18 protein-coding genes, 1 pseudogene and 1 other annotated feature are annotated in these 22,597 nt (G+C 39.4%); of the genes and pseudogenes, 11 read left to right on the plus strand and 8 right to left on the minus strand.

Features of this window, described 5'->3' with window-relative positions; all coding sequences use genetic code 11:
- The first annotated feature begins 62 nt into the window (after positions 1–62).
- Positions 63–920: an LPXTG cell wall anchor domain-containing protein gene (locus tag OS139_RS10530; protein WP_002307908.1), complete on the plus strand. Its 858-nt coding sequence runs from the start codon at positions 63–65 to the stop codon at positions 918–920.
- Between the two features lie 110 nt (positions 921–1,030).
- Here the strand turns inward: OS139_RS10530 and OS139_RS10535 are convergent, their stop codons facing one another.
- Complete coding sequence (locus tag OS139_RS10535) at positions 1,031–1,351, minus strand: putative heavy metal-binding protein (RefSeq protein ID WP_002292575.1); 321 nt, start codon at positions 1,349–1,351, stop codon at positions 1,031–1,033.
- Positions 1,352–1,503: 152 nt separating this feature from the next.
- On the opposite strand from OS139_RS10535, the gene dhaM reads away from it, so the two are divergent.
- The 5 genes from dhaM (at position 1,504) to OS139_RS10560 (ending at position 5,271) form a co-directional block, all read left to right on the plus strand.
- Positions 1,504–1,899, plus strand: a complete 396-nt coding sequence (dhaM, locus tag OS139_RS10540; RefSeq protein ID WP_002304157.1) for a dihydroxyacetone kinase phosphoryl donor subunit DhaM — start codon at positions 1,504–1,506, stop codon at positions 1,897–1,899.
- Positions 1,874–2,884 (plus strand): dihydroxyacetone kinase subunit DhaK, encoded by a 1,011-nt coding sequence (dhaK, locus tag OS139_RS10545; RefSeq protein ID WP_002289294.1) that lies wholly within the window; start codon positions 1,874–1,876, stop codon positions 2,882–2,884. Before dhaM ends, dhaK begins: the two co-directional genes overlap by 26 nt.
- A 27-nt stretch (positions 2,885–2,911) precedes the next feature.
- Positions 2,912–3,517, plus strand: coding sequence for a dihydroxyacetone kinase subunit DhaL (dhaL, locus tag OS139_RS10550; RefSeq protein ID WP_002307910.1), 606 nt, complete (start codon positions 2,912–2,914; stop codon positions 3,515–3,517).
- Between the two features lie 146 nt (positions 3,518–3,663).
- Positions 3,664–4,329 carry a glucose-6-phosphate 1-dehydrogenase family protein gene (locus OS139_RS10555; protein ID WP_325066912.1) on the plus strand — a complete coding sequence of 222 codons (666 nt, stop codon included), beginning with the start codon at positions 3,664–3,666 and terminating at the stop codon, positions 4,327–4,329.
- Between the two features lie 282 nt (positions 4,330–4,611).
- Positions 4,612–5,271, plus strand: coding sequence for a Crp/Fnr family transcriptional regulator (locus OS139_RS10560; RefSeq protein ID WP_002289290.1), 660 nt, complete (start codon positions 4,612–4,614; stop codon positions 5,269–5,271).
- Positions 5,272–5,347: 76 nt separating this feature from the next.
- Here the strand turns inward: OS139_RS10560 and OS139_RS10565 are convergent, their stop codons facing one another.
- Positions 5,348–6,958, minus strand: coding sequence for an ABC transporter permease (locus OS139_RS10565; RefSeq protein ID WP_002331935.1), 1,611 nt, complete (start codon positions 6,956–6,958; stop codon positions 5,348–5,350).
- 12 nt (positions 6,959–6,970) lie between these two features.
- Positions 6,971–7,851, minus strand: a pseudogene (locus OS139_RS10570) (ABC transporter ATP-binding protein).
- A gap of 253 nt (positions 7,852–8,104) precedes the next feature.
- Between OS139_RS10570 and OS139_RS10575 the strand changes: the two are divergent.
- On the plus strand, positions 8,105–8,704 hold the full coding sequence (locus tag OS139_RS10575; RefSeq protein WP_002294634.1) for a TetR/AcrR family transcriptional regulator: 600 nt from the start codon (positions 8,105–8,107) through the stop codon (positions 8,702–8,704).
- 68 nt (positions 8,705–8,772) lie between these two features.
- Here OS139_RS10575 and OS139_RS10580 read toward each other — a convergent pair whose 3' ends face one another.
- Complete coding sequence (locus OS139_RS10580) at positions 8,773–10,074, minus strand: polysaccharide deacetylase family protein (protein ID WP_002296829.1); 1,302 nt, start codon at positions 10,072–10,074, stop codon at positions 8,773–8,775.
- 261 nt (positions 10,075–10,335) lie between these two features.
- Positions 10,336–10,541: a binding site (T-box leader), on the plus strand.
- Between the two features lie 111 nt (positions 10,542–10,652).
- On the opposite strand from OS139_RS10580, the gene tyrS reads away from it, so the two are divergent.
- From tyrS to nhaC, 4 genes are all read left to right on the plus strand, one after another.
- Entirely contained in the window at positions 10,653–11,909 is a 1,257-nt protein-coding gene (gene tyrS, locus OS139_RS10585; protein ID WP_002286405.1) for a tyrosine--tRNA ligase, read from the plus strand.
- A 290-nt stretch (positions 11,910–12,199) separates the two neighbouring features.
- The gene (gene tdc / locus OS139_RS10590) at positions 12,200–14,077 is read left to right on the plus strand and encodes a tyrosine decarboxylase (protein ID WP_002286400.1); all 1,878 of its coding nucleotides are present in this window, start codon (positions 12,200–12,202) and stop codon (positions 14,075–14,077) included.
- A 266-nt stretch (positions 14,078–14,343) separates the two neighbouring features.
- A complete protein-coding gene (gene tyrP, locus OS139_RS10595) occupies positions 14,344–15,741 on the plus strand; it encodes a tyrosine-tyramine antiporter (RefSeq protein ID WP_002316652.1) in 1,398 nt (465 codons plus the stop codon).
- Positions 15,742–15,849: 108 nt separating this feature from the next.
- Entirely contained in the window at positions 15,850–17,217 is a 1,368-nt protein-coding gene (gene nhaC, locus OS139_RS10600; RefSeq protein ID WP_002286385.1) for a Na+/H+ antiporter NhaC, read from the plus strand.
- Between the two features lie 280 nt (positions 17,218–17,497).
- Here nhaC and OS139_RS10605 read toward each other — a convergent pair whose 3' ends face one another.
- Genes OS139_RS10605 through OS139_RS10620 form a run of 4 tightly spaced genes read right to left on the minus strand, consistent with a single transcriptional unit; the run spans position 17,498 to position 22,491 of the window.
- Complete coding sequence (locus OS139_RS10605; protein WP_002294628.1) at positions 17,498–18,517, minus strand: LacI family DNA-binding transcriptional regulator; 1,020 nt, start codon at positions 18,515–18,517, stop codon at positions 17,498–17,500.
- A 21-nt stretch (positions 18,518–18,538) separates the two neighbouring features.
- On the minus strand, positions 18,539–19,546 hold the full coding sequence (locus OS139_RS10610) for an aldose epimerase family protein (protein ID WP_002331932.1): 1,008 nt from the start codon (positions 19,544–19,546) through the stop codon (positions 18,539–18,541).
- A complete protein-coding gene (gene pgmB, locus OS139_RS10615) occupies positions 19,539–20,204 on the minus strand; it encodes a beta-phosphoglucomutase (RefSeq protein WP_002307916.1) in 666 nt (221 codons plus the stop codon). The genes OS139_RS10610 and pgmB overlap by 8 nt, the downstream gene beginning before the upstream one ends.
- Positions 20,197–22,491: a glycoside hydrolase family 65 protein gene (locus OS139_RS10620; protein ID WP_002331931.1), complete on the minus strand. Its 2,295-nt coding sequence runs from the start codon at positions 22,489–22,491 to the stop codon at positions 20,197–20,199. The genes pgmB and OS139_RS10620 overlap by 8 nt, the downstream gene beginning before the upstream one ends.
- Positions 22,492–22,597 lie beyond the last annotated feature (106 nt).

The following is a 22,597-nucleotide window of genomic DNA, read 5'->3' on the forward strand; positions in this document are numbered from 1 at the left end:
CTTCCAAACATTTTTGCTTATAATAAGAAATTAGTTAAAAAGTAGTAAGGATGGGAAAAGTGATGAAAAAAAGAATGAAGCCGTTAATCTGGCCAATTGCTGTTTCCAGTATTTTCTTATTGGGACAGACAGCTTTTGCGGAAACTTCTGAACCTGCTCAAACAGAACCTTCAACAACTATAAGCTCTTCTGGTGCTGAAAACGGTGCCTCGGAAACAGAAATGACTTCCAATGTACCGACAGATAATTCAGGAGAAACGATTTCGTCTTCAGAAGATACATCAATAAATAGTTCTACCTCTTCTGACCCAATCGATCATTTGCAAGACTTGGAAAATAAAAGAAAAGAACTCGAAGAAGCATTAGAGGCTGCAAAAAACAAATTGAAAGAAGACCAAGCAGCAATCGATCAAGATTTAGCTGATCTTAAAAATAAAGCGGGAAATGATCGTGCACAACTTGAGAAAAAGCTTGCTGAAGCGAAAGCAAAAGCGGAAGCTGTCCAAACAGATCTTGACGGGAAGATCCAACAAGCAAAAGAATTCAATCAACAATTAGATCAGGTTGCTCAAACAGCTTCTGGAAAGCTAAGTCAAACTCAAGCGGATATCACAGCGGCCAGTCAAGCGATCCATGGAAAGATCAGCGAAGCGCAAACAGTTGCTAATGATTTTGAAGCAAAAAAAGCAGACTTAGCAGCTAGTTTCCAACGAATAAAAAATATTTTGCATTCGGCAGGAGAAAAATCAGTGGCCTCTGGAACCACGACAGAAACAGTTCATCAAACGACAGAGCCATCCGAATCAACAAGTCAGACTTTACCAAAAACAAATGAAAAAACAGCTTCTGTCAATTATTCCTTCGTAGGCACAGGTGTGCTAGTTGCAGCAGCTTACGGAATCATTCGCAAAAAGAAATAAAAAAGAGAGAATGGGAAGGTAGTGAACCTCGAAGTTAGACTGAAAAATCTAACTCTTGGGTCCCACTACATGTCCCATCTCTTTTTATTTATTAAGACAGCTATTCCTACTTATCTTGTGGAGACAGCTGTTCCACTACATGTGACCATCAGCATGCCATTGTCGCTGCCTAATACTTCGTAGTCCATTTTTACGCCGATGATTGCATCAGCTCCTAATGCTTTTGCACGTTCGGCCATTTCCGCAAGGGCTTCTTCTCTTGCGCCCATTAGTTCATTTTCATAACTTTTTGAACGGCCGCCGAAGACGTTTCGCAAACCAGCCCCAAAATCTTTCAATACATTGATCCCAGTAATAACTTCACCAAAAACGATTCCTTTATAAGCTACTACGGTTTTTCCTTCCACACTATTCGTGGTTGTTGTAATCATTCGATCACTCCTCTCTTTAATAAAAGTATAACAAAGTTCAAGATGCGCAACACATATTTTCCCAAAATTAGGAATTTATTATATACTTGAATTGTTCATTAATGAAAGCGAAACCAATCGTTAGCAACTATGTAAAAGAAAGGAAGATTCTTGTGAAAAAGAGTATTTTGCTTATTTCTCATAGTCAAAAAGTAACAGATGGTATTAAAGAAATGATTGAGCAGATGCAAAAATCCGAAGAGGTGCAGATCTTTTCTCTCGGCGGAATAAATGGCGAGATCGGATCAGACCCGATGAAAATCGTAGAAGCTGTCAATGAATCAAGTGATGCAGCTAGTTATTTTGTTTTTGCGGATATCGGCAGCGCGGTATTGAATTCGGAACTGGCAAAAGACATGTTGGAAGAAGAACAGCAGCAACGTTATCATCTGGTGGATGCGCCTTTAGTGGAAGGAGCTTTTGCAGCAGCCATCACTGCCGGTATAACGGATGATACTCAGCAAATCTTAACAGAAGCACAAAATGCCGGAAAGAAAGGATGGGAATAAATTGAAAAAAATCATGAATGATCCAAGCAATATTGTCGAAGAAATGCTGGAAGGATTAGTAAAAAGCTATCCAGAACTTGTTCATCGTGTAGAATCTTCCCGTGTTGTAGCCAAGAATCAGAAAGCGGAACAAGTTGGTTTGGTTTCTGGTGGAGGAAGCGGACATGAACCATCCCATGCCGGGTTTGTAGGGGAAGGAATGTTAAGTGCAGCGGTGCTTGGTGATGTGTTTACTTCTCCAACTCCAGATCAGATTCAAACGGCTATCAAGGAAGCGGATAGTGGAAAAGGAGTTTTACTGATCGTTAAGAATTATACAGGGGATGCATTGAACTTCGATATGGCAAAGGAACTAGCTGCTATGGACGATATTGAAGTAGAAAGTGTGATCGTAGATGATGATATCGCCGTTGAAAATAGTACGTATACTGCTGGAAAACGCGGAGTTGCAGGTACTGTCCTTGTACACAAAATCGTGGGCGATGCAGCAAGAAACGGTGCTTCCCTAGCTGAGTTGAAAGAACTGGGAGAAAAGGTCGTACAGGCAACTAAGACGATCGGTCTAGCGCTTCGAGCAGCAACTGTACCAGAAGTAGGGAAACCAGGATTCGAACTAGGAGAAGATGAGATCGAGTATGGTGTTGGTATCCACGGTGAGCCAGGCTATCGTCGAGAAAAGATGCAGCCTTCTAAAGTACTGGCAAAGGAACTTGTTACTAAGATTTTAGATGATTACTCGAATTTGCCAAAAGAAGCAGGTGTACTAGTCAACGGAATGGGTGGGACGCCTTTGATGGAACAGTTCGTATTCATGAATGATGTTTTAGCTTTGTTGGAAGAAAGAGGCGTCAATGTAGTTTTCCGAAAAGTCGGTAATTTCATGACTTCACTAGACATGCAAGGTCTTTCTCTAACACTGATCGACTTGACGGAGACACAATGGAAAGATTCTTTAGAAAGCAATGTACAGACGATTTCATGGTAAAAAATCTCAAGATAAAAGGGTGATAATATGAAACTAACCGTTCAAGAAATCCAAGAATGGCTCACGCAATTTGCAGAGGCAATCAATCAGAACAAACAATATCTCAGTGATCTAGATACCCCGATTGGCGATGGAGACCATGGAAATAACATGGGAAGAGGGGTTTCAGCTTATGAAGAAGCTTTTCAAGCCGATCATCCTGAAACAATTAGTGATACATTCAAAGTATTCTCTATGGCGATGATATCGAAAGTTGGTGGGGCTTCTGGTCCGTTATACGGATCTGCATTCATGAACATGATGAAAGCGACAAAAGAGGTCGATTCTATTGATTCTCAAGAAAAATTAGGAGAAGTGATCGAGCAGGGAACAGCGGGTATTCAAAGCCGAGGAAAGGCAGAAGCTGACGATAAAACGATGTTAGATGTTTGGCTACCAGTTACAGAGGCGTTGAAAGCAGGGAATTTAACAAAAGAAATCATTGACCAGGCAAAAGAACACACCAAAGACTTGGTAGCTAAAAAAGGACGAGCTTCCTATCTAGGAGAGCGTGCAATCGGACATATCGACCCAGGAGCTGCTTCTAGTGCCATTTTATTTTCAACGCTTTTAGATGTGATCAATCAACCTTAAGTTCAATAAAACTGCGGTGATGCTCATCGCAGTTTTTTGTTTGGCTGTTCTTATGACTTGATACAGAACAGCTTTTTCACAACCTCTATTTGTCCATATCGCAAAATTCAGGTAGAATACAAAAGATAACGGAAAGAGGCGAAACAATGGAACTTGGAAAATCAGATTATCAGTTGTTTGATCGACCAATCTACGCATTCAAACAGCTCAAAGAGAGCCATCCAACAGATAAGATCGAACAAATCAAGAAAGAATATAAAGAACACTGGCAAAAATGGAAAGAGATCCAGCTCCAGACAGCTGCACTTTTGCCTGATATGTACGGCATGAGCAAACCTAAAATCGAAAGCTGGACGAATGGCTGGAATTTACGCAGTCATTTTTGGAGCGCGTACCGAAGCGAATCTCGTCAAGACGAGAATGCCTGTCTAGCAGTTTTGTTGAATCAAAAACAATACCAAATCTATTTGATGTACCAACATTATAAAAGCGAAGAACGATATGGTAGCATTGCAGCGTATAACCAGTTGCTTGCGATACTGAAAGAGTGGAGCAAAACAGTCGATATCAAGGATTATTACATATGGCCGCAACCAGAATATGAACTTGACGACCACTTAGCTTTGTCTGACTATTTGTCCGATACAAAGAAACAAGAAGAGTTGAAAAAAGCGATGAGAGACCGAACCTTTCAAATGGGTAAACTATTCTTCTATCCGCAAGAAATCGAACACGTTGAGCAAATAACCGCTGAAACCTTACAAGAACTAGCACCACTATATCAAAAGCTAGGTGCGGAAAAATTTCAATAGACAACACGAAATAAGCAATGCGAAAAACAAACCTTACTCTCGGCTTGCGAGTGAAGGTTTGTTTTTGATTATTCAAAAAGTAAATATTTAAAAAATTGATAGGAATCAATTACTTAAGGTCTCAAAAGAAGGAAAATAAAGCAAGTGACAAAAAGAAATCCACTCTATTTGCTGGTATCTGGTTTGCTTGACGTTTATGCTATGATAAAAGAAAATTATCAGTTGGAATAAGGCAAGCCATGTTCCTTTATTAGAAATAGCTGTTTAGAAGGAGGAGAGATTATGAGTCATGATCATTTATGTGTTTCATTTGTTCCTTTGTTCAATCACTTAGTACAGCAAGATCAAGAAAAAGTACACGCACTTGTCAAACATCACTATGTGGAAAAAGGAGAACAGATTCTTGCGCCGAATGGAGAACCTCAATTAGTGATCGTGGCCTCCGGCAGTATGAAAGTGTATCAATTATCTGCTAGCGGAAAGGAACAGCTTTTACGAGTAATAGAGCCGGGCGGATATGAGGGAGAGAGCCAGTTGCTAGGCGTTCCAAATGAGTCTTTATTTGGCGAAGCACTAGAAAAAACGGAAATTTGCATATTGAGACAAAAAGATTTCTCGGAACTCTTACTGCATTATCCCGCCCTTAGTCTGAAACTTTTAGCAATCAACGTTGAGAAATTAACAAAAGTACAGCAGCAGACAACTTTTTTGATGATGGAAAAAGTAGAAGAACGAGTCGCTGTCTATCTGCTTGACTTAGCTAAAGCGACAGGGAAGGATCACTTTTTCCTGCCAATGAAAATGAAAGAACTTGCTGCATTTATCGGTACGACCCCCGAAACTTTATCTAGAAAATTTAAATTATTAGAGGAGAATGGTTATGTAAAAAGAAAGAATCGAGAAGTCTGGATCATTGATAAAGAGCAGTTAGAAGACTTGTAAATAAAAAAATGACCTCCAAATGTTGGATTTTTGACCCAGATTTGGAGGCTAGCATGAAATTGTACATGCTTTTTTATTATCCTTCTAGTAAGTCTCTTCGCCTATAACCAATAGAACCAAGAACGAACAGTGCAAGGCTGATACATGATAACATAAGGAACACGGAAAGATCAAAAGAATCGTTTGGCATCCGTGGAACCCAGCTAGGGACAGCTGTTTTGGAAAACCATTCTGGTAAATCCAAAATTCCGCCAAAGTAATTGAGTGCAAAGGAGTAAGCTAAGTAGATATAAGCAAGTTTACCCATTCGAGGAAGCCATCCGAATAGAAAGCCACTAATTCCGATAAACACTAAAACGGCAGGCAGGAAATTGAACCCGGCTTTAAGAAACATCAATAGATCCATGTCTTTCGCATCCTTCATCGAAGCCAAAGCAGAAAGCCCTAGTGCACCAGAACTAATCAGGATTGCCAATATAGCAAATAGAATAGCTAGTAACATATTGGTCCAATAAAGTTGGTTCCTAGAAATTTTTGTTGCGAACAGCTGATTCATACGTCCGTGGGTTTCTTCTGTAAATAAACGATTGATGCTAGCAATTGGTAAAATAGCAGCTAGACAAATCAAGACGACCATGATCGTGCTTGTAAAGTTTTTTTCAATTGAGACGCCAGATTGGATAAACATCTGTTTCATTAAGTCGTTACTTTCTAAAAACTGTTGCATATTCCCGTAGATAGAGCCGTATGCCGCCCCCATCAAACCAAAAGTGATAAGCCAACTGATTGTCATCCCTTTATTTAGATAGAATAATAAACCACGCAAGGATAAAAGAGAACGTTTAGCATACGGTTTTCCTTCACGTTCGGGGATATAGCCGGTGTTCAAATCTCGATGTTCCTCTAAAACAAATGAACTGATTATCAAGATTAGACTGAACAAAAACAAATAAAGCAAAGGAATCCAGTTGTTAGTTGTAAATGGATAGGTCAAATAAGACCAGCCTAAAGGATTCCACATCGAAAGGGAGGAATCAGCTACATCTGTTATTGCTCGTAGAAGGTAAAGTCCACCTAAAAACGCTAAAGACAGACCATTCGAACTGGCTGAACTTGGCATCAGTTGTGCAGCAAACAGTGCAACGGCACTCCCCAAAATCCCCATACTACCTACAGATAGCCCAAAAAGCCAAGCACCTTCTGCAGTGATCGAATCTGCTTGGAAAAAAATCATCGTACAGCTGATCGATATTGCTAAAAGCAAATTGATCAGAATACTTTCAGCGATGACAGCTAAAGAGTTTGCTTGACGTCCGACTCGAAAGGAACGAATAAGTTCAATCAGACCAAGTTCTTCTTTTTTTCTCGTTTGGCTCACCACGTGTAAAACAGAGATCACAGCAGCAAACAAACTGCAAAAAAGCAACATTTCATTTGCATACATCGCTCCTAAAGTATACTCAGCAGCATTCGAAGCTGGAGTTGGTCCGACCATTGCAATCATTGCCGGGTTTTGCAAGGTTTCGTATAATCCAGCTAATCCTTGTCCGGAAGTCAATTCTTCAAACGCAGGGACAAAACCACCAGAAAAAGCAGTGACACCGACTAGCCATATCAGTATCTTTTTCCAGTCACGGCTAAGGTTTTGAGAAAAAAGGGTGGACCAGCGTGAAAATTTATCAGTCATTTCGCTTCCTCCTCATCCTTCATAATGTCTCATGAATAAATCCTCAAGAGTCGGTGGAATAGATTCAAATTTTTTCACACCTAATTTGGACGCTTCAGCTAAAATCACATCGAAAGCTTCGTTATCAGCAGCAAATTGAGCGAGGTGACCTTTTTGCACAAAGTCATGGACACCGTTCAATTGTGCTAAGTGACTATTCTCTGCTTCTGTTTCTATAGTGATGGTCGAACGAGTCAAATGACGCAATTCATCGAGTGTTCCTTCTTCTACGACTGTTCCTTCGCGTATGATCACGACTTTATCCGCTAGTCGCTCGACTTCACTGAGAATATGAGAAGAAAGTAGGATGGATTTGCCCTGTTCTTTCAATTTTTCAACTTCTTCTTGGAAAATCGTTTCCATCAAAGGATCTAAACCAGAAGTAGGCTCATCAAATAAATAGAGATCCGAATCAACAGCCAAAGCAGCAATCAAGCCCACTTTTTGGCGATTTCCTTTTGAATAGTTTTTTGCTTTTTTCTTAGGATCAAGAGAGAAACGTTGAATCAGTTCATCTTTTTTTGAGCATTCCCTTTTCCATGAAGCTTCATGAAGAGATCGATGATCGCTCCTCCAGTCAAATTTCCCCACAAAGAGATATCGCCTGGAACATAAGAAAGACGTTCATGGATAGATAAACTATCTTCCCATACATCTTGCCCAAAAATCGTTGCCGTTCCGCCGTCTTTTTTTATAATCCCTAAAAGTGTCCGAATCGTCGTGGATTTTCCAGAACCATTTGGTCCGATAAATCCAACGACTTCACCTGAATGTACGGTGAAAGAGACATCTTTTAAAGCTTCGAAACGACCAAAGCTCTTTTTCAAATGTGTGACTTTGACGATTTCTGCCATAAAAACCCCACTCCTTTTTCTAAAAATATATACTAAACAAGATTAAATAGTTTAATAAAATGGTTTTATACCTTTTTATAAAACTTTTCTTATTATTTTAGTACATAATATTCTTTTTATAAATTTCTGTCAATGAATTCATAAACAAGGAATTGCTAGCTTGATACTTTCTCAATAGATAGTTATAATAAACCTCAGAATAAATTTGAACTATATATATTATAAAAGTTTAAAATTACGGGAGGCTCTACAAATGAACGGTTTTGAAAAGAGAGCACAAGAGAAAAAGAAAGAGATTTTACAAGCAGCTTTTGACTTGATGAACACAGACATAGGAACCGCTGGAGTGACAATGGATAAGGTAGCTGAGAACGCTCAGGTAAGTAAAGCGACGATTTTTAAATATTTTGGTAGCAAGGAAGGGCTGATTTATGAAGTATTTTTTGCATTTATGAATGATTTAGGGCAAGAAGCGAAAGCGTTGATTGCGGAAAATCTTCCATTTGAAGAAACACTGATTGCCATGAGTGAAAACAAAATCCGTTATCTCAATCGAGTAAACAAACAATTTTATATCGATTTGATGACATACTATACAAAAAAAGAAAAAAAAGAATTTTCTGACGCGATGGATGCGTATACGCAAGAAAGTTTCAGTATCATGCTTGATCTTTTCCATCGAGGGCGGAAAGAAGGAAAAGTGGATTTGAAATATTCGGATGAGTTCTTGATCCTCTATTTTCAAGCAATGGTAGAAGGAATTTCTAAGCCGGAGATATACGCAAAACTGCTTCCATATACAGCAGAATGGACAGAAGTCCTGATCAAGGGAATCGCACCGAAGAAGAAATAAAGCATAAAAAAGCCGAAACTGACGATAAAATGTCAGTTCGGCTTTTTTGGTTCATAAATGACGTAAAATCAAGCAGATTCGCGTGCTTCTTTGTCATAGACATCATGGACATTGATGAATGGATCAAGAATAGGATTTTTTCCGTCTAAATCAGATTGAAAACGAATGCCATCGATATTGATCCGAGCATTTCGATAGAAATCGGTACCTAATTGTCCCCAAGCTGGTGTAGAAGCATCGACATTACAGAAAATATCGAAACCTTGACTCTTCAAGTAAGCAAATTTTTGATTTTCTGCTGAATAAGGCTGCCAGTCGCTGATGTCTGCACCAAATGGATAAATCAGAATATTTGTTTTTCCTAGGATAGGTGCAACTTCTTGCTGCCACAATTCATTGTCTTTTTTTACATCTTCTAGTGAAGCTTGAGTCATATTCAAGTGACCCCATGTATGGGAAGCAAAGCTCCAGCCGTCTTTCTTCAACTGTTCCGCCACTTTTTTAGCTTCTTTAATCTCTTTTTTTGTTTTTTCATTGTCTCCATATTGAGATTTTGATGTTCGATAACCTAAAACTCCGTTGTAACCTGTCAGGGCCAAGGTACCTTTTGCGCCTCGATAAGAAAAATCAGGATGTTTCTTGACAAAGGCATCGATCAGAGGAACCATGTCAAAGTCACCGATTTCTTCTTTATCTTTCTCTTTATAGACATTTTTGATTTCATTGTTATTTGATACGACCAATCGGCTAGGAAAACCGGAATTATCCATATATTCATAATAGCTGACATCATCTTGTGAAAGAACCAATGGTTTTTTTCCTTCAGGTAGCGCAAGCCCGTTAAAGGAAAGATTTCCTTGTTCGTCTTTTTGGATCAAATCATTCAAATTAACTAAAACAAAATCATTTTGATAAAGTTGTTCGATCGAACGGTTGAATTCTTCAACAGTCACCATATAATCTTTGTATCCTTGTGCCTGTTGAGAGTGGAAGGCTTTTTGCGGGTCCACGATCAAGCTATGGAAAAAAACATGAGAGATCTGAGTAGGATCAGACCAGTCGATCAGTTGTTCTTTCTCCTTTTTTAGTGTTTGAAGAAGCTGTTGTGTTTCAGTAGATCCGTTCTTACTATCTTTTTCCAATAACGCAATCGCTTGGTCATAATCGTAGCTTTGAGCCAGATTTTTTGCTTGAGTAACTAGTTGTTGCTTATCATCTGTCGGTTCTTTTGCTTTTTCTGTTATTTTTTTTTCAGGAATGATTGGTTCTTTTTTTGTAGATGATCGGATGACAAAAAACAAACTTAGAATTAAAATAACGATAGTTAAAGCAGAAGTGGCTCCTAAAATAATTTTTTGCTTTTTTTCCATATACCTCGTCCCTTGCTTTTTCATTTTTTACTTGTCCCATTCCTTATTGTAACGAAGAAAGAATAAGAGGCAAAGTAAAGTGACTTCTCGATAAATTGCAGAAAAAATACAGAAAAAGTTATTTCTTTTAACAATAATTGAAAATAAAATGTTCGGAATTAGAGCGGATTCAAAAAAGAAAAAATGAGGAATTTAAAAAAAATATCCTTTTTCTGTTGACAAAGAAAAAGTTGCGCTCTATGATAGACACATATTAATAATAACAAGACGAAGATCGAAACGAAGTAGTTGTTAAAGCCAATGTTTCAGAAAGCTGGTGGTCGCTGCAAACCAGTACATGCTTTAAAGCGAATTACATTTCAGGAGTCTTTGGCAGTGATTGCCACGCGACAGCGTTAAATGTTCGAGAGGTATGTTGGATATCTAGACATACAAATTGGGTGGTACCGCGAGATTTCGTCCCTTGGCTTATATGCCAAGGGACTTTTTTTATTTCCTATCCTATCCTGAAGAAATACTTAATTACACATGCTAGCAGGTTCCTGCTTTCATAAAAAAACTACACGGAGGTCAGTAAAATGAATATTATTGATGAATTAACTTGGCGCGACGCCATTAATCAGCAAACAAACGAAGAAAGACTTCGCGAGCTCGTTGAAGAAAAGAGCATTTCACTTTATTGCGGCGTTGATCCAACTGGTGATTCGATGCATATCGGACATTTGATTCCATTTATGATGATGAAAAGATTCCAATTGGCAGGCCATCATCCATATATTCTGATTGGCGGCGGAACAGGAACGATCGGCGACCCAAGCGGCCGCAAAACAGAACGTGTGTTGCAAACGATGGAACAAGTGCAACATAACGTGGACGCACTTTCCAATCAAATGAGAAAATTGTTTGGTAAAGATGCAAATATCACATTTGTGAACAACTACGACTGGTTGTCAAAAATCTCTTTACTTGAATTTTTGAGAGACTACGGTAAAAACTTCAACATCAACACGATGTTAGCAAAAGATATCGTTGCCAGCCGTTTGGAAGTAGGAATCTCATTTACAGAGTTTACTTACCAAATCCTGCAATCTATCGACTTTTTGCATCTGCATAAAACATACGATGTGCAATTGCAAATCGGTGGAGCAGACCAATGGGGAAATATCACAGCTGGATTAGACCTAATCCGAAAATTAGAAGGACCAGAAGCAGAAGCGTTCGGTTTAACGATCCCATTGATGCTGAAGGCTGATGGAACGAAATTCGGAAAAACTGCAGGCGGTGCCGTTTGGCTTGATCCGAAGAAAACTTCACCATTTGAGTTCTACCAATTCTGGTTGAATCAAGATGATCGCGATGTAGTGAAATACTTGAAATTCTTTACTTTCTTGTCTCAAGAAGAAATCGAAGACTTAGCGAAAAAAGTAGAGACAGAACCTGAGAAACGTGAAGCACAACGCCGTTTGGCAGAAGAAGTTACAAGATTTGTGCATAGTGAAGAAGACTTGAAAGAAGCGCAAAAAATAACGCAAGCATTGTTCTCTGGAAATATTAAAGAACTAAATGCGGAAGAAATCGCGCAAGGATTCGGTAAAATGCCGAACGTTGAAATTTCAAGCACACCTGAAAATATCGTGGAACTGCTTGTTTCCACAAAAATTGAACCATCTAAACGTCAAGCACGTGAAGATGTTTCAAACGGAGCTATAAGTATTAACGGTGACCGCGTTACCGATTTAAATTTTGTCATAAATCCATCCGATGAATTCGATGGTAAGTTTGTGGTTATTCGAAAAGGTAAGAAAAATTACTTTTTGGCCAAAGTAATTGATTAGAATTTAGTAAGTTTTTACCTTGAAAAAGGGAAATACTATTACAACATTCCAATTTTGAAACCCATCCTAAAATAGAACGCTGGTTGTCGTTAATACAATCTTTGCGAGGGAGTTTACATTTGTAAATTCCCTCGTTTTTTTTAATTATTTCAAAAGTGTGAACAATTCGGCTAATTGATACATATTAAAATATGATTAAAAAGCAGGCCAAAACTTAGTTTACAGAATAGAAGAACAGGTGTAATGTAGGGCTCGACAAAATTTAAATATTTTTTTAGGAGGGTTTCACTATGAGTGAATCATTGTCGAAAGATCTAAACCTAAATGCCCTATTCATTGGGGACAAAGCTGAGAACGGCCAAATCTATAAAGCTTTGTTGAATGAATTGGTGGATGAACATTTAGGCTGGCGTCAAAACTACATGCCTCAAGACATGCCTATTATTACGCCAGAAGAAAAAAGCAGTGCTAGTTTTGAACACACTGTGAATAAAACAAAGGATGTTCTATCAGAAATTTCAGCGCGGATGCGTACCCATTCCGTTCCTTGGCATAATGCCGGACGTTACTGGGGTCATATGAACTCTGAAACATTGATGCCATCTTTACTAGCGTACAATTTTGCTATGCTATGGAATGGTAATAACGTTGCCTATGAATCTTCTCCTGCAACAAGCCAAATGGAAGAAGAAGTAGGAATGGAATTTGCAAAATTAATGAGCTATAAAGATGGCTGGGGCCACATCGTTGCTGATGGTTCTTTAGCAAACTTAGAAGGACTTTGGTATGCCCGCAACATCAAATCATTGCCGCTTGCAATGAAAGAAGTGACACCTGAACTAGTTGCTGGAAAAAGCGATTGGGAATTAATGAACTTGTCAACAGAAGAAATCATGAATCTGTTAGACAGCGTCCCAGAAAAAATCGACGAAATCAAAGCTCACTCAGCACGTAGCGGAAAACATTTAGAAAAATTAGGAAAATGGTTGGTTCCACAAACTAAACACTATTCATGGCTAAAAGCTGCCGACATCATCGGTATCGGTTTAGACCAAGTGATTCCAGTGCCAGTTGACCACAACTATCGCATGGACATCAACGAACTTGAAAAAATCGTTCGTGGTCTAGCAGCTGAAAAAACACCAATCCTAGGTGTAGTCGGTGTTGTAGGATCAACAGAAGAAGGAGCAATCGACGGTATCGATAAAATCGTTGCATTGCGTCGCGTATTAGAAAAAGACGGTATTTACTTCTACTTACACGTAGATGCTGCTTATGGCGGATACGGCCGTGCGATTTTCTTAGACGAAGACAACAACTTCATTCCATTTGAAGATTTAAAAGATGTTCATTACAAATACAATGTCTTTACAGAAAACAAAGATTATATCTTAGAAGAAGTACACAGTGCATATAAAGCAATCGAAGAAGCAGAATCTGTAACGATCGACCCACATAAAATGGGCTATGTTCCATATTCTGCCGGTGGTATCGTCATCAAAGATATCCGCATGAGAGACGTTATCTCTTACTTTGCGACATATGTATTTGAAAAAGGCGCAGATATCCCAGCATTACTTGGGGCTTATATCTTGGAAGGTTCAAAAGCAGGGGCAACAGCAGCCAGCGTTTGGGCAGCACACCATGTCTTACCTTTGAATGTCACAGGATATGGTAAATTAATGGGTGCATCAATCGAAGGTGCACATCGTTTCTACAACTTCTTGAATGACTTGTCATTTAAAGTAGGAGACAAAGAAATCGAAGTTCATCCATTAACTTATCCAGATTTCAATATGGTAGACTATGTATTCAAAGAAAAAGGCAACGATGACTTAGTTGCAATGAATAAATTGAACCATGACGTATATGATTATTCTTCATACGTGAAAGGAAGCATTTACGGTAATGAGTTCTTAACTTCACATACTGACTTTGCTATCCCAGACTATGGCAACAGCCCATTACAATTTGTGAACCAACTAGGATTCTCAGATGAAGAATGGAACCGTGCCGGAAAAGTAACTGTATTGCGTGCCAGCGTAATGACACCATACATGAACAAAGAAGAACACTTTGAAGAATATGCTGAAAAAATCAAAGCAGCTCTTCAAGAAAAATTGGAAAAAATCTACGCAGACCAATTATTGGCAAGCGAAGCAAAATAAGCAAGGTAATCATGTTAGAAAACAGCTTGAATACTAACTGTTTCTGACGCGTGTTTGGATCTGAAGAGCAAGGGGAGACCTAAGCTCTTCGATCCCTTTGTTTTGAGGTTGTCTTTGAAGAAACCCTTCAAGCAATAGACTCAAAGAATCCCCTCAAATATTCGCTGAATTGTTTCGTTTATTGCTGAAACTACTTCAAAGACACCGTTATTTTATCCAAAAAATCAAGGAGAGTGTCAACGGTGAGTAAATCTGAAGTAAGTAAAATGGGTCTTGGGACCTTTATCGGTCTGACAATGGCACTGTGTGCAACGGTTCGGAGTATTCCTACGTTAGCCGCAGTCGGTTGGACATTGATTTTTTATTCAATTTTTGCAGTTTTGTTTTTTGCCGGTCCGATATCAATGGTTTCCGGTGAGCTTTCCACGATGCTTCCTCAAGAAGGCGGTCCTCAGTTATGGGTAAAAACAGCACTGGGCAGCAAATGGGGATTTGTCGTTGCATGGCTATTATGGGTGCAAATGTTCCCAGGTATGGTAATGGTCGCTTCTACTTTAGGACCATTGTTAGGAAACACATTTGGTAATGTAGAACTTGGCAATAATCACTGGTTCGTTTTAGGTTGTATTTTAGTTATCTACTGGATCATCACGATCTTGAACTTGAAATTCGATATGGCAAAAGTCGGCGGGAACATCGGTGTATGGCTAGGGGTATATATCCCAGTAGTCATCATGTTCGTTTTAGGTGTTTTGGCAGCCTTCAAAGTCGGACTAGTCTCAAACGGCTATCTAGGTGACTTTTCATGGTCAAAAGCTTTCCCTGACTTGGAACATATTGATTCATTGAAATACTTAGCTGGTATCACATTTATTTTTGTTGGGATCGAAATGAGTTCTGTTTACATGCCTCGTTTGAAAGACGCAACAAAAAATTATACAAAAGGCGTATTTATCGCTTTGATCGGATTAGTTTTATTGAATGTCATCAATGCGATGCTTGTAGCAAATGTCGTACCAGATGGAAAAATGGAATTAGCAAATATCACGCAGCCTATCTTGATTGACTGTCAAATCCTAGGCTTACCAGAAGTGATCGGAAATATCTTCAGCTTCATGGTATTTATTGGTGTGCTTTTACAATTATCAGCTTGGGTTACTGGACCATCAAAAACAATCATCCAAGTAGCTCGTGAAGGATTCCTTCCACCAAAATTCGGATTCCATAAAGAAAACAAATACGGCGTATCTAGAAATGTCGTTCTAACACAATCAATCGTTATTTCATTATTTGCTTTGCTTTATGGTGTAATGGATGACGTAAGTGCTGTATTCTTGACACTTACAAATGCTACAACTGTTATTTATTGTATCGTGTACATTTTGATTGCTGTTTCATTGCTTAAAATGCGTAAGAAACATCCAGAATTCGAACGTCCTTACCGAATTGGTAAAAACGGAAACGGATTAGCTTGGGTAGTCAGCTGCATGCTGATCTTCTCTATCATCGTTGTCGTATTTGCTACATTAGGTACAGCGACATTGAGTGATGCATTATTAGTAGCAGCTATCACAGTGGTCATGTTCGTTATTCCATTGATCATCAATCACTTCAAGAAAGATTCTTGGGGGATTGAGGTAGAAAAAAGTTTAGAAGAAAAATAAAAAAATAAGTCTTTCAGCCGACGTTTTGTCGCTGATTTAGTAGGAGGTCCTGCCAAGTGAATAGTTTTTTCATGGCAGGGCCTTTTCATTTGAAATAGGAGATCGACGATGAATAAAAATATTTCTTTAAAAGAAAGTATCGCTGTATTGATCGTGTTGTTGGCACTCCTAGGAGTACTGATCATCGGATTCCAGCTCTCGCCACATATCCCGATCCTTGCAGCTTTCATGTGTTTGTTGTTTTATGGCAGATTTAAAAAGTTCACATGGGATGAGATCCATGACGGGATCATCAAAGGAATCACTCCAGGGATCATTCCAATCCTGATTTTTCTTTTGATTGGTGTCTTAGTTGCTTCATGGATTTTATCTGGAACCATCCCTACGATTATGGTTTATGGATTTAAACTTGTTTCTGTGCGTTTCTTTTTACCGACAGCATTTCTTGTTTGTGCAATTGTCGGAGTGACTGTCGGCAGTTCATTTACAACGATTTCGACGATTGGAATTGCTTTTTTGGGGATCGGTCATTTACTTGGATTCAATGATGCAATGACTACAGGCGCAGTCGTTTCCGGTGCCTTTTTAGGGAATAACTGCTCGCCTTTATCAGATACGACCAACTTGGCAGCGGGTATTGGAGGAGTTAATCTATTCGAACATATCGCTGGTATGCGTTATACGGATTTCCCAGCATTCGTCCTTTCGTTGATTTTTTATACGATATTAGGACATAACAGTCATTCAGCCGATCTAGCTAGTATCAATGAAATGATCCAAAACATGAAAGCGAGCTTTTGGATCTCTCCTTGGACATTGATTCCACTAGTTATTTTATTTGGGGGGGCAATCAAAAAAATTCCGGCTATCCCTACATTACTAGCGGGATCAACAGCTGCTCTCGTTCTTTCTTTTATCCATGAGAAAAGTTTGACGGTCGGAAAAGCAGCAGACATCTTGATGAATGGTTATGTCGCAAATACACCTGATCCAAAGCTAGATGAACTGCTTTCTCGAGGCGGGATCATGAGTATGTTAGGTTCTGCTAGTTTGATTTTACTTGCATTGGCATTAGGTGGGTTACTGATCAAATATCTGATCGTTGATACCATCGTTCAAGAATTAAAAGAAAAGATGGACCGACCTTCTCGTTTAGTCGGGTTTACTGCCTTGAGCTGTATCGGAATCAATCTGATCGTTGGAGAACAGTATCTGTCCATCATTCTTCCAGGAGAAACATTCAAGCGTTCTTTTGATGACGTTGGCTTATCAAAAACCTATTTGACACGAACACTAGCGGATTCAGGTGCGACCGTCAATTCTCTCGTACCGTGGGGAGTCAGCGGCACATTCATTATGGGAACGATGAAAGTTAGCGCGTTGCATTACTTGCCATTCGCCTTTTTCTCGATTCTTGCACCTGTCTTTACAATATTAGGCGGTTTTTTATTGAATCGTCGACGTGTAAAAAATTGAAGGAAGGAAAAAAGAGGCTGGGACAGAAGCGTTTAACTCCAAGAAATAAGAAGAAACTCAAGAAAATTGCTTTTTAAATTTTTGTGAATTTCAGCTTATTTCCGAAGGAGTTGCTTCTGCTTCCGCCGTTTATACGTGTTTAGAGCGTGGGACAAAAGTGTTCTTTACTTTTGTCCCACGCTCTTTTTTACAGATAAACAATGTGTTAGAAGTAGTATCTTCTTTTACATAAAAAGCTGACCATAGAATAAATGGTCAGCGTATTTAGTGAGTCAGCTATTTAGTATGGGTTTTCTAAAGGAACGACTGTCTCTCTTTTGATCAAGCGATGAGGGATGACCAAACGTACGCCACTGCTCAATTCTTCATGGATCAATTCGCGCAGCTTTTGCATAGCGACACGTCCTAATTCGGAGATATCGATATCGATACTTGTAAGGTAAGGGTGTGTTAATGTTGAGAAGATCGAGTTGTTGAAGCTAATGACGGAGAGTGTCTCTGGAATGACATAGCCGTACATTTGCGCCAACTGCATCGTGCGAAGGGCGAAGATATCGTCAATGACCACCAATGCTGTGGCTTCGTTTTCTTTCAACGTTTTCTCAAAGGACAGATAATCTTCCGGATGCTCTAGTACTACACTGGATAACGCAGGAAGACCAGCCATCATCATTGCTTTTTGATAACCGAAATATCGTTCGAAATACAAACTTTCATGAGTCGTGTTTGTCACAAACAGGATATTCTTATGTCCATTCTGGATCAAAAATTCTGTTGCTTGTTTACCTAGAAGCTGGTTATCGTTATCTACATAAACGATTTCGTTCTCATGATGATAAGGCTGTCCGATCAAAGTGAAAGGGATGTGGTTTTGGTATAAATAATCAATGACAGGATCTTGACTATCTGAATACACTAGAATAAAACCATCTACTTGTTTTTGTAAATGCATACGCTGGACGTTCTCTAACAGCAATTCAAAATTTTTAGCAGTAGCGATTGCTGTAGTCATATCATAATTCCGCGCTTCTTCGTTGATTGCTTCCATGATCTCAAGATAAAATGGGTTACCGATCCGCTCTTTTGAATCAAGAGGGGGTAAGATCACGCCGATGGCACTGGAAATGCGTTTTCCTAGATTGCGGGCAGTCATGTTAGGAACATAACCTAGTTCATCCATAATTTTTCGGACTTTCTTCTTTGTTGTCTCGGAAATACTAGGATGATCGTTGATGACACGAGAGACGGTCGAAGTGGCAACACCGGCTTTTTTCGCCACATCTTTTACGGTAATAGCCATGATAAAAACACCTTTCTCTTGTTATTGTGCAGAGAACTGATAAATCGTCTGACTGATCCGTTCTTGACCAGGATGGAGGTTGATCGATCCAAAGTTGGGGAAATGAACGATATCAGGGATTTCTTGCGGTTCGATTGCTAATCCGTAGTTTGAATGCATCTGTTTTCCATTGACAGAGAAATCAGCTTCGAATCCAGTCGTAGAAAATAATACCATACTTTTATTAGAAGTTGCTATAGTCATTTGGCGACCAGAATGCTTCTCGAATAATTGTAAGGAAGTTTTGGAAAGCCTAGGATGATGCAAAAGAAATACATCATCTAGTCCATCTGGATAACATGCAAGGATCTCTTGCAGTGTTGGGGATTTTCTAAAGTCGATTGGCAGTTCTTCTTTTTTTGTCCAATTTCCAGTAGGCAATTTTTCTTGATCTAATTCAAGCACACCATCTAAAAAGACCGTTAACTGATGTTCATAGATGTCTCTTGTTCCATTTCCTGAAAGGTTGAAGTAGGCATGGTTGGTCGGATTGCAGATGGTTTCAACAAGGCTACTAGCAGAGGTTGTCATCTCTAATTCGTTTTTTGTTAAACGGTAAGTGATCGTAGCAGTGATTGGTCCTGGATAGGTAGAAAATTCATCTTTTAAGTAAAAGACCACACCTATTGATGATGGAGTTTTGAAAACTTCTACTTCCCAAAATTGGAAAGACCAGCCTTTCGTGCCACCGTGGATATGGTGTGATCCGCAGTTTTTCTCCAATCTATGCTCACCCCAAGAAGCATCCCGGATCCTTCCGGCTACAGGTCCGACAGTTGCTCCAAAAAAGCTTTTGTCTGTTAGAACATCTTCGAAACGATCGTAAGACAATAAAACATTTTCTGATTTTCCTTCTTTGTCTGGTGCGAAGATTTGGTGCAGGCGGGCACCGTAATTGAGAAGAACGACTTCTAAGTAGTCGTTCTTCAATGTGATTTTCTTTATTTCAGTCTCTGGAACTGGTACGACGGAGATCTCTGGATTATCCATGGTCATGCCACTTTTCTTTCAAGTAATCGATCGTAAGAAAAGTCGTATCAGGGACAAGCGGGATCTCCTCTCCAAGGTCTTCAGCACGTCCCACGCCAATTGGTTGAGCACCACTTGAGAGGATGGCTTGGATACCGGCTTGCGCGTCTTCGATCCCGATACATTCTTCTGCTTTTAGTCCGACAGCTTTTGCTGCAAGGAGGAAGATATCTGGCGCAGGTTTTCCGTTTGTTGCTTCTGCCGGGTCGGCAATAGCATCAAAGTAAGGTGTAAGACCCATTTTTTCAAGTAGGAAAGGCCCATTTTTACTTGCAGAAGCAAGAGCAATCTTGATTTTTTCTTCTTTTAAAGAATCCAGTAAAGGCACGACCCCGGGGAAGACATCTTTTGGTTCGATCGTCTGGATCATCTCTAAATAATAATCGTTTTTTCTTTTCGCTAATTCTGCAAATTCTTCCTTTGAAAAAGAGTGTTCTTTTCCGCCATAAGCTAAAAGCAAAGAGAGTGAGTCTTCTCGGCTGACGCCTTTTAGCTGTTCGTTGAATGTGCGGTCGATCGTAATGCCGATTTCCTGACCAAGCTTTCGCCAAGCACGATAATGGAATTCAGCAGTATCGGTAATGACACCGTCTAAATCAAACAATACCCCTTTAAACATTTGCTTCCTCCTTTCTTAGCGTTATTTCTAGACGATCCGCTAAAGAATAAGACTGTTCATAGACGTAAATTTCTAGAGGAGAACCTTCTAATAACTCGAAAGTAACTTGTTCATCTGTGACTGAGATGAACAATAAACGTCCGCGATAATTGATATGGAAAGAATAAGCTTTCCAAGTTTTTGGCAGAAATGGTGCGAATCTCAACTGATCATGGGCAGTTTTCATTTGAGCAAACCCTTGGACGATCGACAACCAGCTACCAGTCATGGAAGTGATGTGCAAGCCGTCTTCTGTGTCGTTATTGTAATTATCCAAATCCAAGCGAGCTGTTCGCTGGTACATTTCTACAGCTTTGCTTTCCATTCCTAATTCTGCTGCTAAAATCGAATGGATACTTGGCGAAAGGGAAGACTCATGGACAGTCATTGGTTCATAGAAATCAAAGTTTTTTTGTTTTTCTTCTTTTGTAAAAGTATCATTGAAGAAATAAATCCCCTGTAGTACATCTGCCTGCTTGATGAAGCAAGATCTAAGGATTTTGTCCCAAGACCAATGCTGATTCAGAGGAAGGTCGCTTGTGGGAATATCGGATACAGGCATGAGATCTTTATCTAAGAATGTGTCATGCTGGACAAAGATTCCTAATTCTTCGTCAACTGGGAAGTACATGTTCTCTGCGATATCTTTCCATTTGGCTAGTTCTTCTTCGCTGATAGTGATAGCAGCTTCTTTTTGATAAGTTAAATAATTTTCTCGCGTGTAACGCAAGACCCAAGCTGCGATCGTATTTGTATACCAATTGTTATTGATATTGTTCTCATATTCGTTTGGGCCGGTCACACCGTGGATCATGTATTTATTTGCTCGTTTTGAAAAATGGACACGGTCTGCCCAGAAGCGTGCGATTTCTGCTAAAACTTCCAGTCCTTCATTTTTCAAATATTCCGTATCGCCGGTGTAATTCGTATAATTGTAGATTGCATAGGCAATCGCGCCATTTCGGTGAATCTCCTCGAATGTGATTTCCCACTCGTTATGGCATTCGACACCAGTGAAGGTGACCATAGGATAAAGCGCGCCTTTTAATCCTTGTTGCTGAGCGTTGTGGATTGCTTGCGGCAGTTGATTATGCCGATATTTCAGCAGATTCTTAGTTACTTCAGGTTTGGCTAAAGCAAGATAAAGAGGGACAGCATACGCTTCTGTATCCCAGTAAGTGGCTCCGCCGTATTTTTCTCCTGTGAATCCTTTGGGGCCGATATTCAATCGTTCATCTTCGCCGTAGTAAGTAGAGAATAGTTGGAACAAATTGAATCGAATGCCTTGTTGTGCTTCTTCGTCTCCTTCGATGACCACATCGGCAAGCTTCCATCGTTCTGCCCAAGCCGCTGTTTGCTCTTCTTTTGCTTGGATATAATTGTTTGTCTGGTTCGTTAATTCTGAGACAGCTTTTTCTGCTTGCTGCGCTTCTGGAATATCTCTACTAGTAAGAACGATAATTTCTTTTTCCACTGACCATGTCTCACCTTGAGATAATTCTGCAGACAAGCAACCATGTAATGCTAAAGTATCTTCGTGATAGTCAGGGATGACTGATTTTCCATTAACGAAATGGCGCATTGCTGCAGTAACAGTAAATTGTTCAATCCCAAAGTTGTTTGGAATAGTTTTAGTCGTCAAATAGCCGATTTCTTCTATAGTTCCACGATCAATCTCATTCCAAAAATGTTCATCATAGTTGCTGTCTTCGTTTTGAACATTTCCATCCAATTTTGATACGAGTTTGACTGTTCCGCTACCTTCAAGCATTTCTATAGTTAAATAGATATAAGCTGATTCTTTTTTGACAATGCTCAGAAAACGTTCGAAGGAAATGCGTACTTTATTAGTAGAAGTAGTGATTGTGAATGTACGAGATAATACACCATTTGTCATATCTAATTCCCAGTAAAAGTCTTCTGGTTCCAAAGAAGCCAAGTCGATCAGCTGATCGTTGATCGAAATATCTATCGCGATAAAGTTCAAGGCGTTGATCACTTTTCCAAAGTATTCTGGATAACCATTTTTCCACCAGCCGACACGTGTCTTATCGGGATACCAGACACCCGCCAAATAAGTACCTTGATGGTGGTCCCCTGAGTAAGTTTCTTCAAAGTTCCCGCGCATCCCCATATAACCGTTTCCAATACTTGTTAAAGATTCTTGCAGTCGAAGATTTTTTTTATCTAATTGTGTCGTGCTGATTTTCCATGGATCAATAGCAAATAGTCGTTTGATCTGTTTCATTTTTCTCCTCCTAATGAGCTGTTTTATACGTTCATAATAAACGCAACCGATTGCACAAGTCAATAGACAAAAGAAAATATTCCATAGAAAAAAGCATAAAAAAATA

Source organism: Enterococcus sp. E4-223, from assembly GCF_035727065.1.
GTDB lineage: Bacteria > Bacillota > Bacilli > Lactobacillales > Enterococcaceae > Enterococcus_B > Enterococcus_B faecium.

Excerpts from the sequence above, each read along its gene's own strand:
- OS139_RS10530 (WP_002307908.1), top strand. The coding sequence starts at position 63 with ATGAAAAAAAGAATGAAGCCGTTAATCTGGCCAATTGCTGTTTCCAGT.
- OS139_RS10535 (WP_002292575.1), bottom strand. The coding sequence starts at position 1,351 with ATGATTACAACAACCACGAATAGTGTGGAAGGAAAAACCGTAGTAGCT.
- dhaK (WP_002289294.1), top strand. The coding sequence starts at position 1,874 with ATGCCGGAAAGAAAGGATGGGAATAAATTGAAAAAAATCATGAATGAT.
- dhaL (WP_002307910.1), top strand. The coding sequence starts at position 2,912 with ATGAAACTAACCGTTCAAGAAATCCAAGAATGGCTCACGCAATTTGCA.
- OS139_RS10555 (WP_325066912.1), top strand. The coding sequence starts at position 3,664 with ATGGAACTTGGAAAATCAGATTATCAGTTGTTTGATCGACCAATCTAC.
- OS139_RS10560 (WP_002289290.1), top strand. The coding sequence starts at position 4,612 with ATGAGTCATGATCATTTATGTGTTTCATTTGTTCCTTTGTTCAATCAC.
- OS139_RS10565 (WP_002331935.1), bottom strand. The coding sequence starts at position 6,958 with ATGACTGATAAATTTTCACGCTGGTCCACCCTTTTTTCTCAAAACCTT.
- OS139_RS10575 (WP_002294634.1), top strand. The coding sequence starts at position 8,105 with ATGAACGGTTTTGAAAAGAGAGCACAAGAGAAAAAGAAAGAGATTTTA.
- OS139_RS10580 (WP_002296829.1), bottom strand. The coding sequence starts at position 10,074 with ATGGAAAAAAAGCAAAAAATTATTTTAGGAGCCACTTCTGCTTTAACT.
- tyrS (WP_002286405.1), top strand. The coding sequence starts at position 10,653 with ATGAATATTATTGATGAATTAACTTGGCGCGACGCCATTAATCAGCAA.
- tdc (WP_002286400.1), top strand. The coding sequence starts at position 12,200 with ATGAGTGAATCATTGTCGAAAGATCTAAACCTAAATGCCCTATTCATT.
- tyrP (WP_002316652.1), top strand. The coding sequence starts at position 14,344 with ATGGGTCTTGGGACCTTTATCGGTCTGACAATGGCACTGTGTGCAACG.
- nhaC (WP_002286385.1), top strand. The coding sequence starts at position 15,850 with ATGAATAAAAATATTTCTTTAAAAGAAAGTATCGCTGTATTGATCGTG.
- OS139_RS10605 (WP_002294628.1), bottom strand. The coding sequence starts at position 18,517 with ATGGCTATTACCGTAAAAGATGTGGCGAAAAAAGCCGGTGTTGCCACT.
- OS139_RS10610 (WP_002331932.1), bottom strand. The coding sequence starts at position 19,546 with ATGGATAATCCAGAGATCTCCGTCGTACCAGTTCCAGAGACTGAAATA.
- pgmB (WP_002307916.1), bottom strand. The coding sequence starts at position 20,204 with ATGTTTAAAGGGGTATTGTTTGATTTAGACGGTGTCATTACCGATACT.
- OS139_RS10620 (WP_002331931.1), bottom strand. The coding sequence starts at position 22,491 with ATGAAACAGATCAAACGACTATTTGCTATTGATCCATGGAAAATCAGC.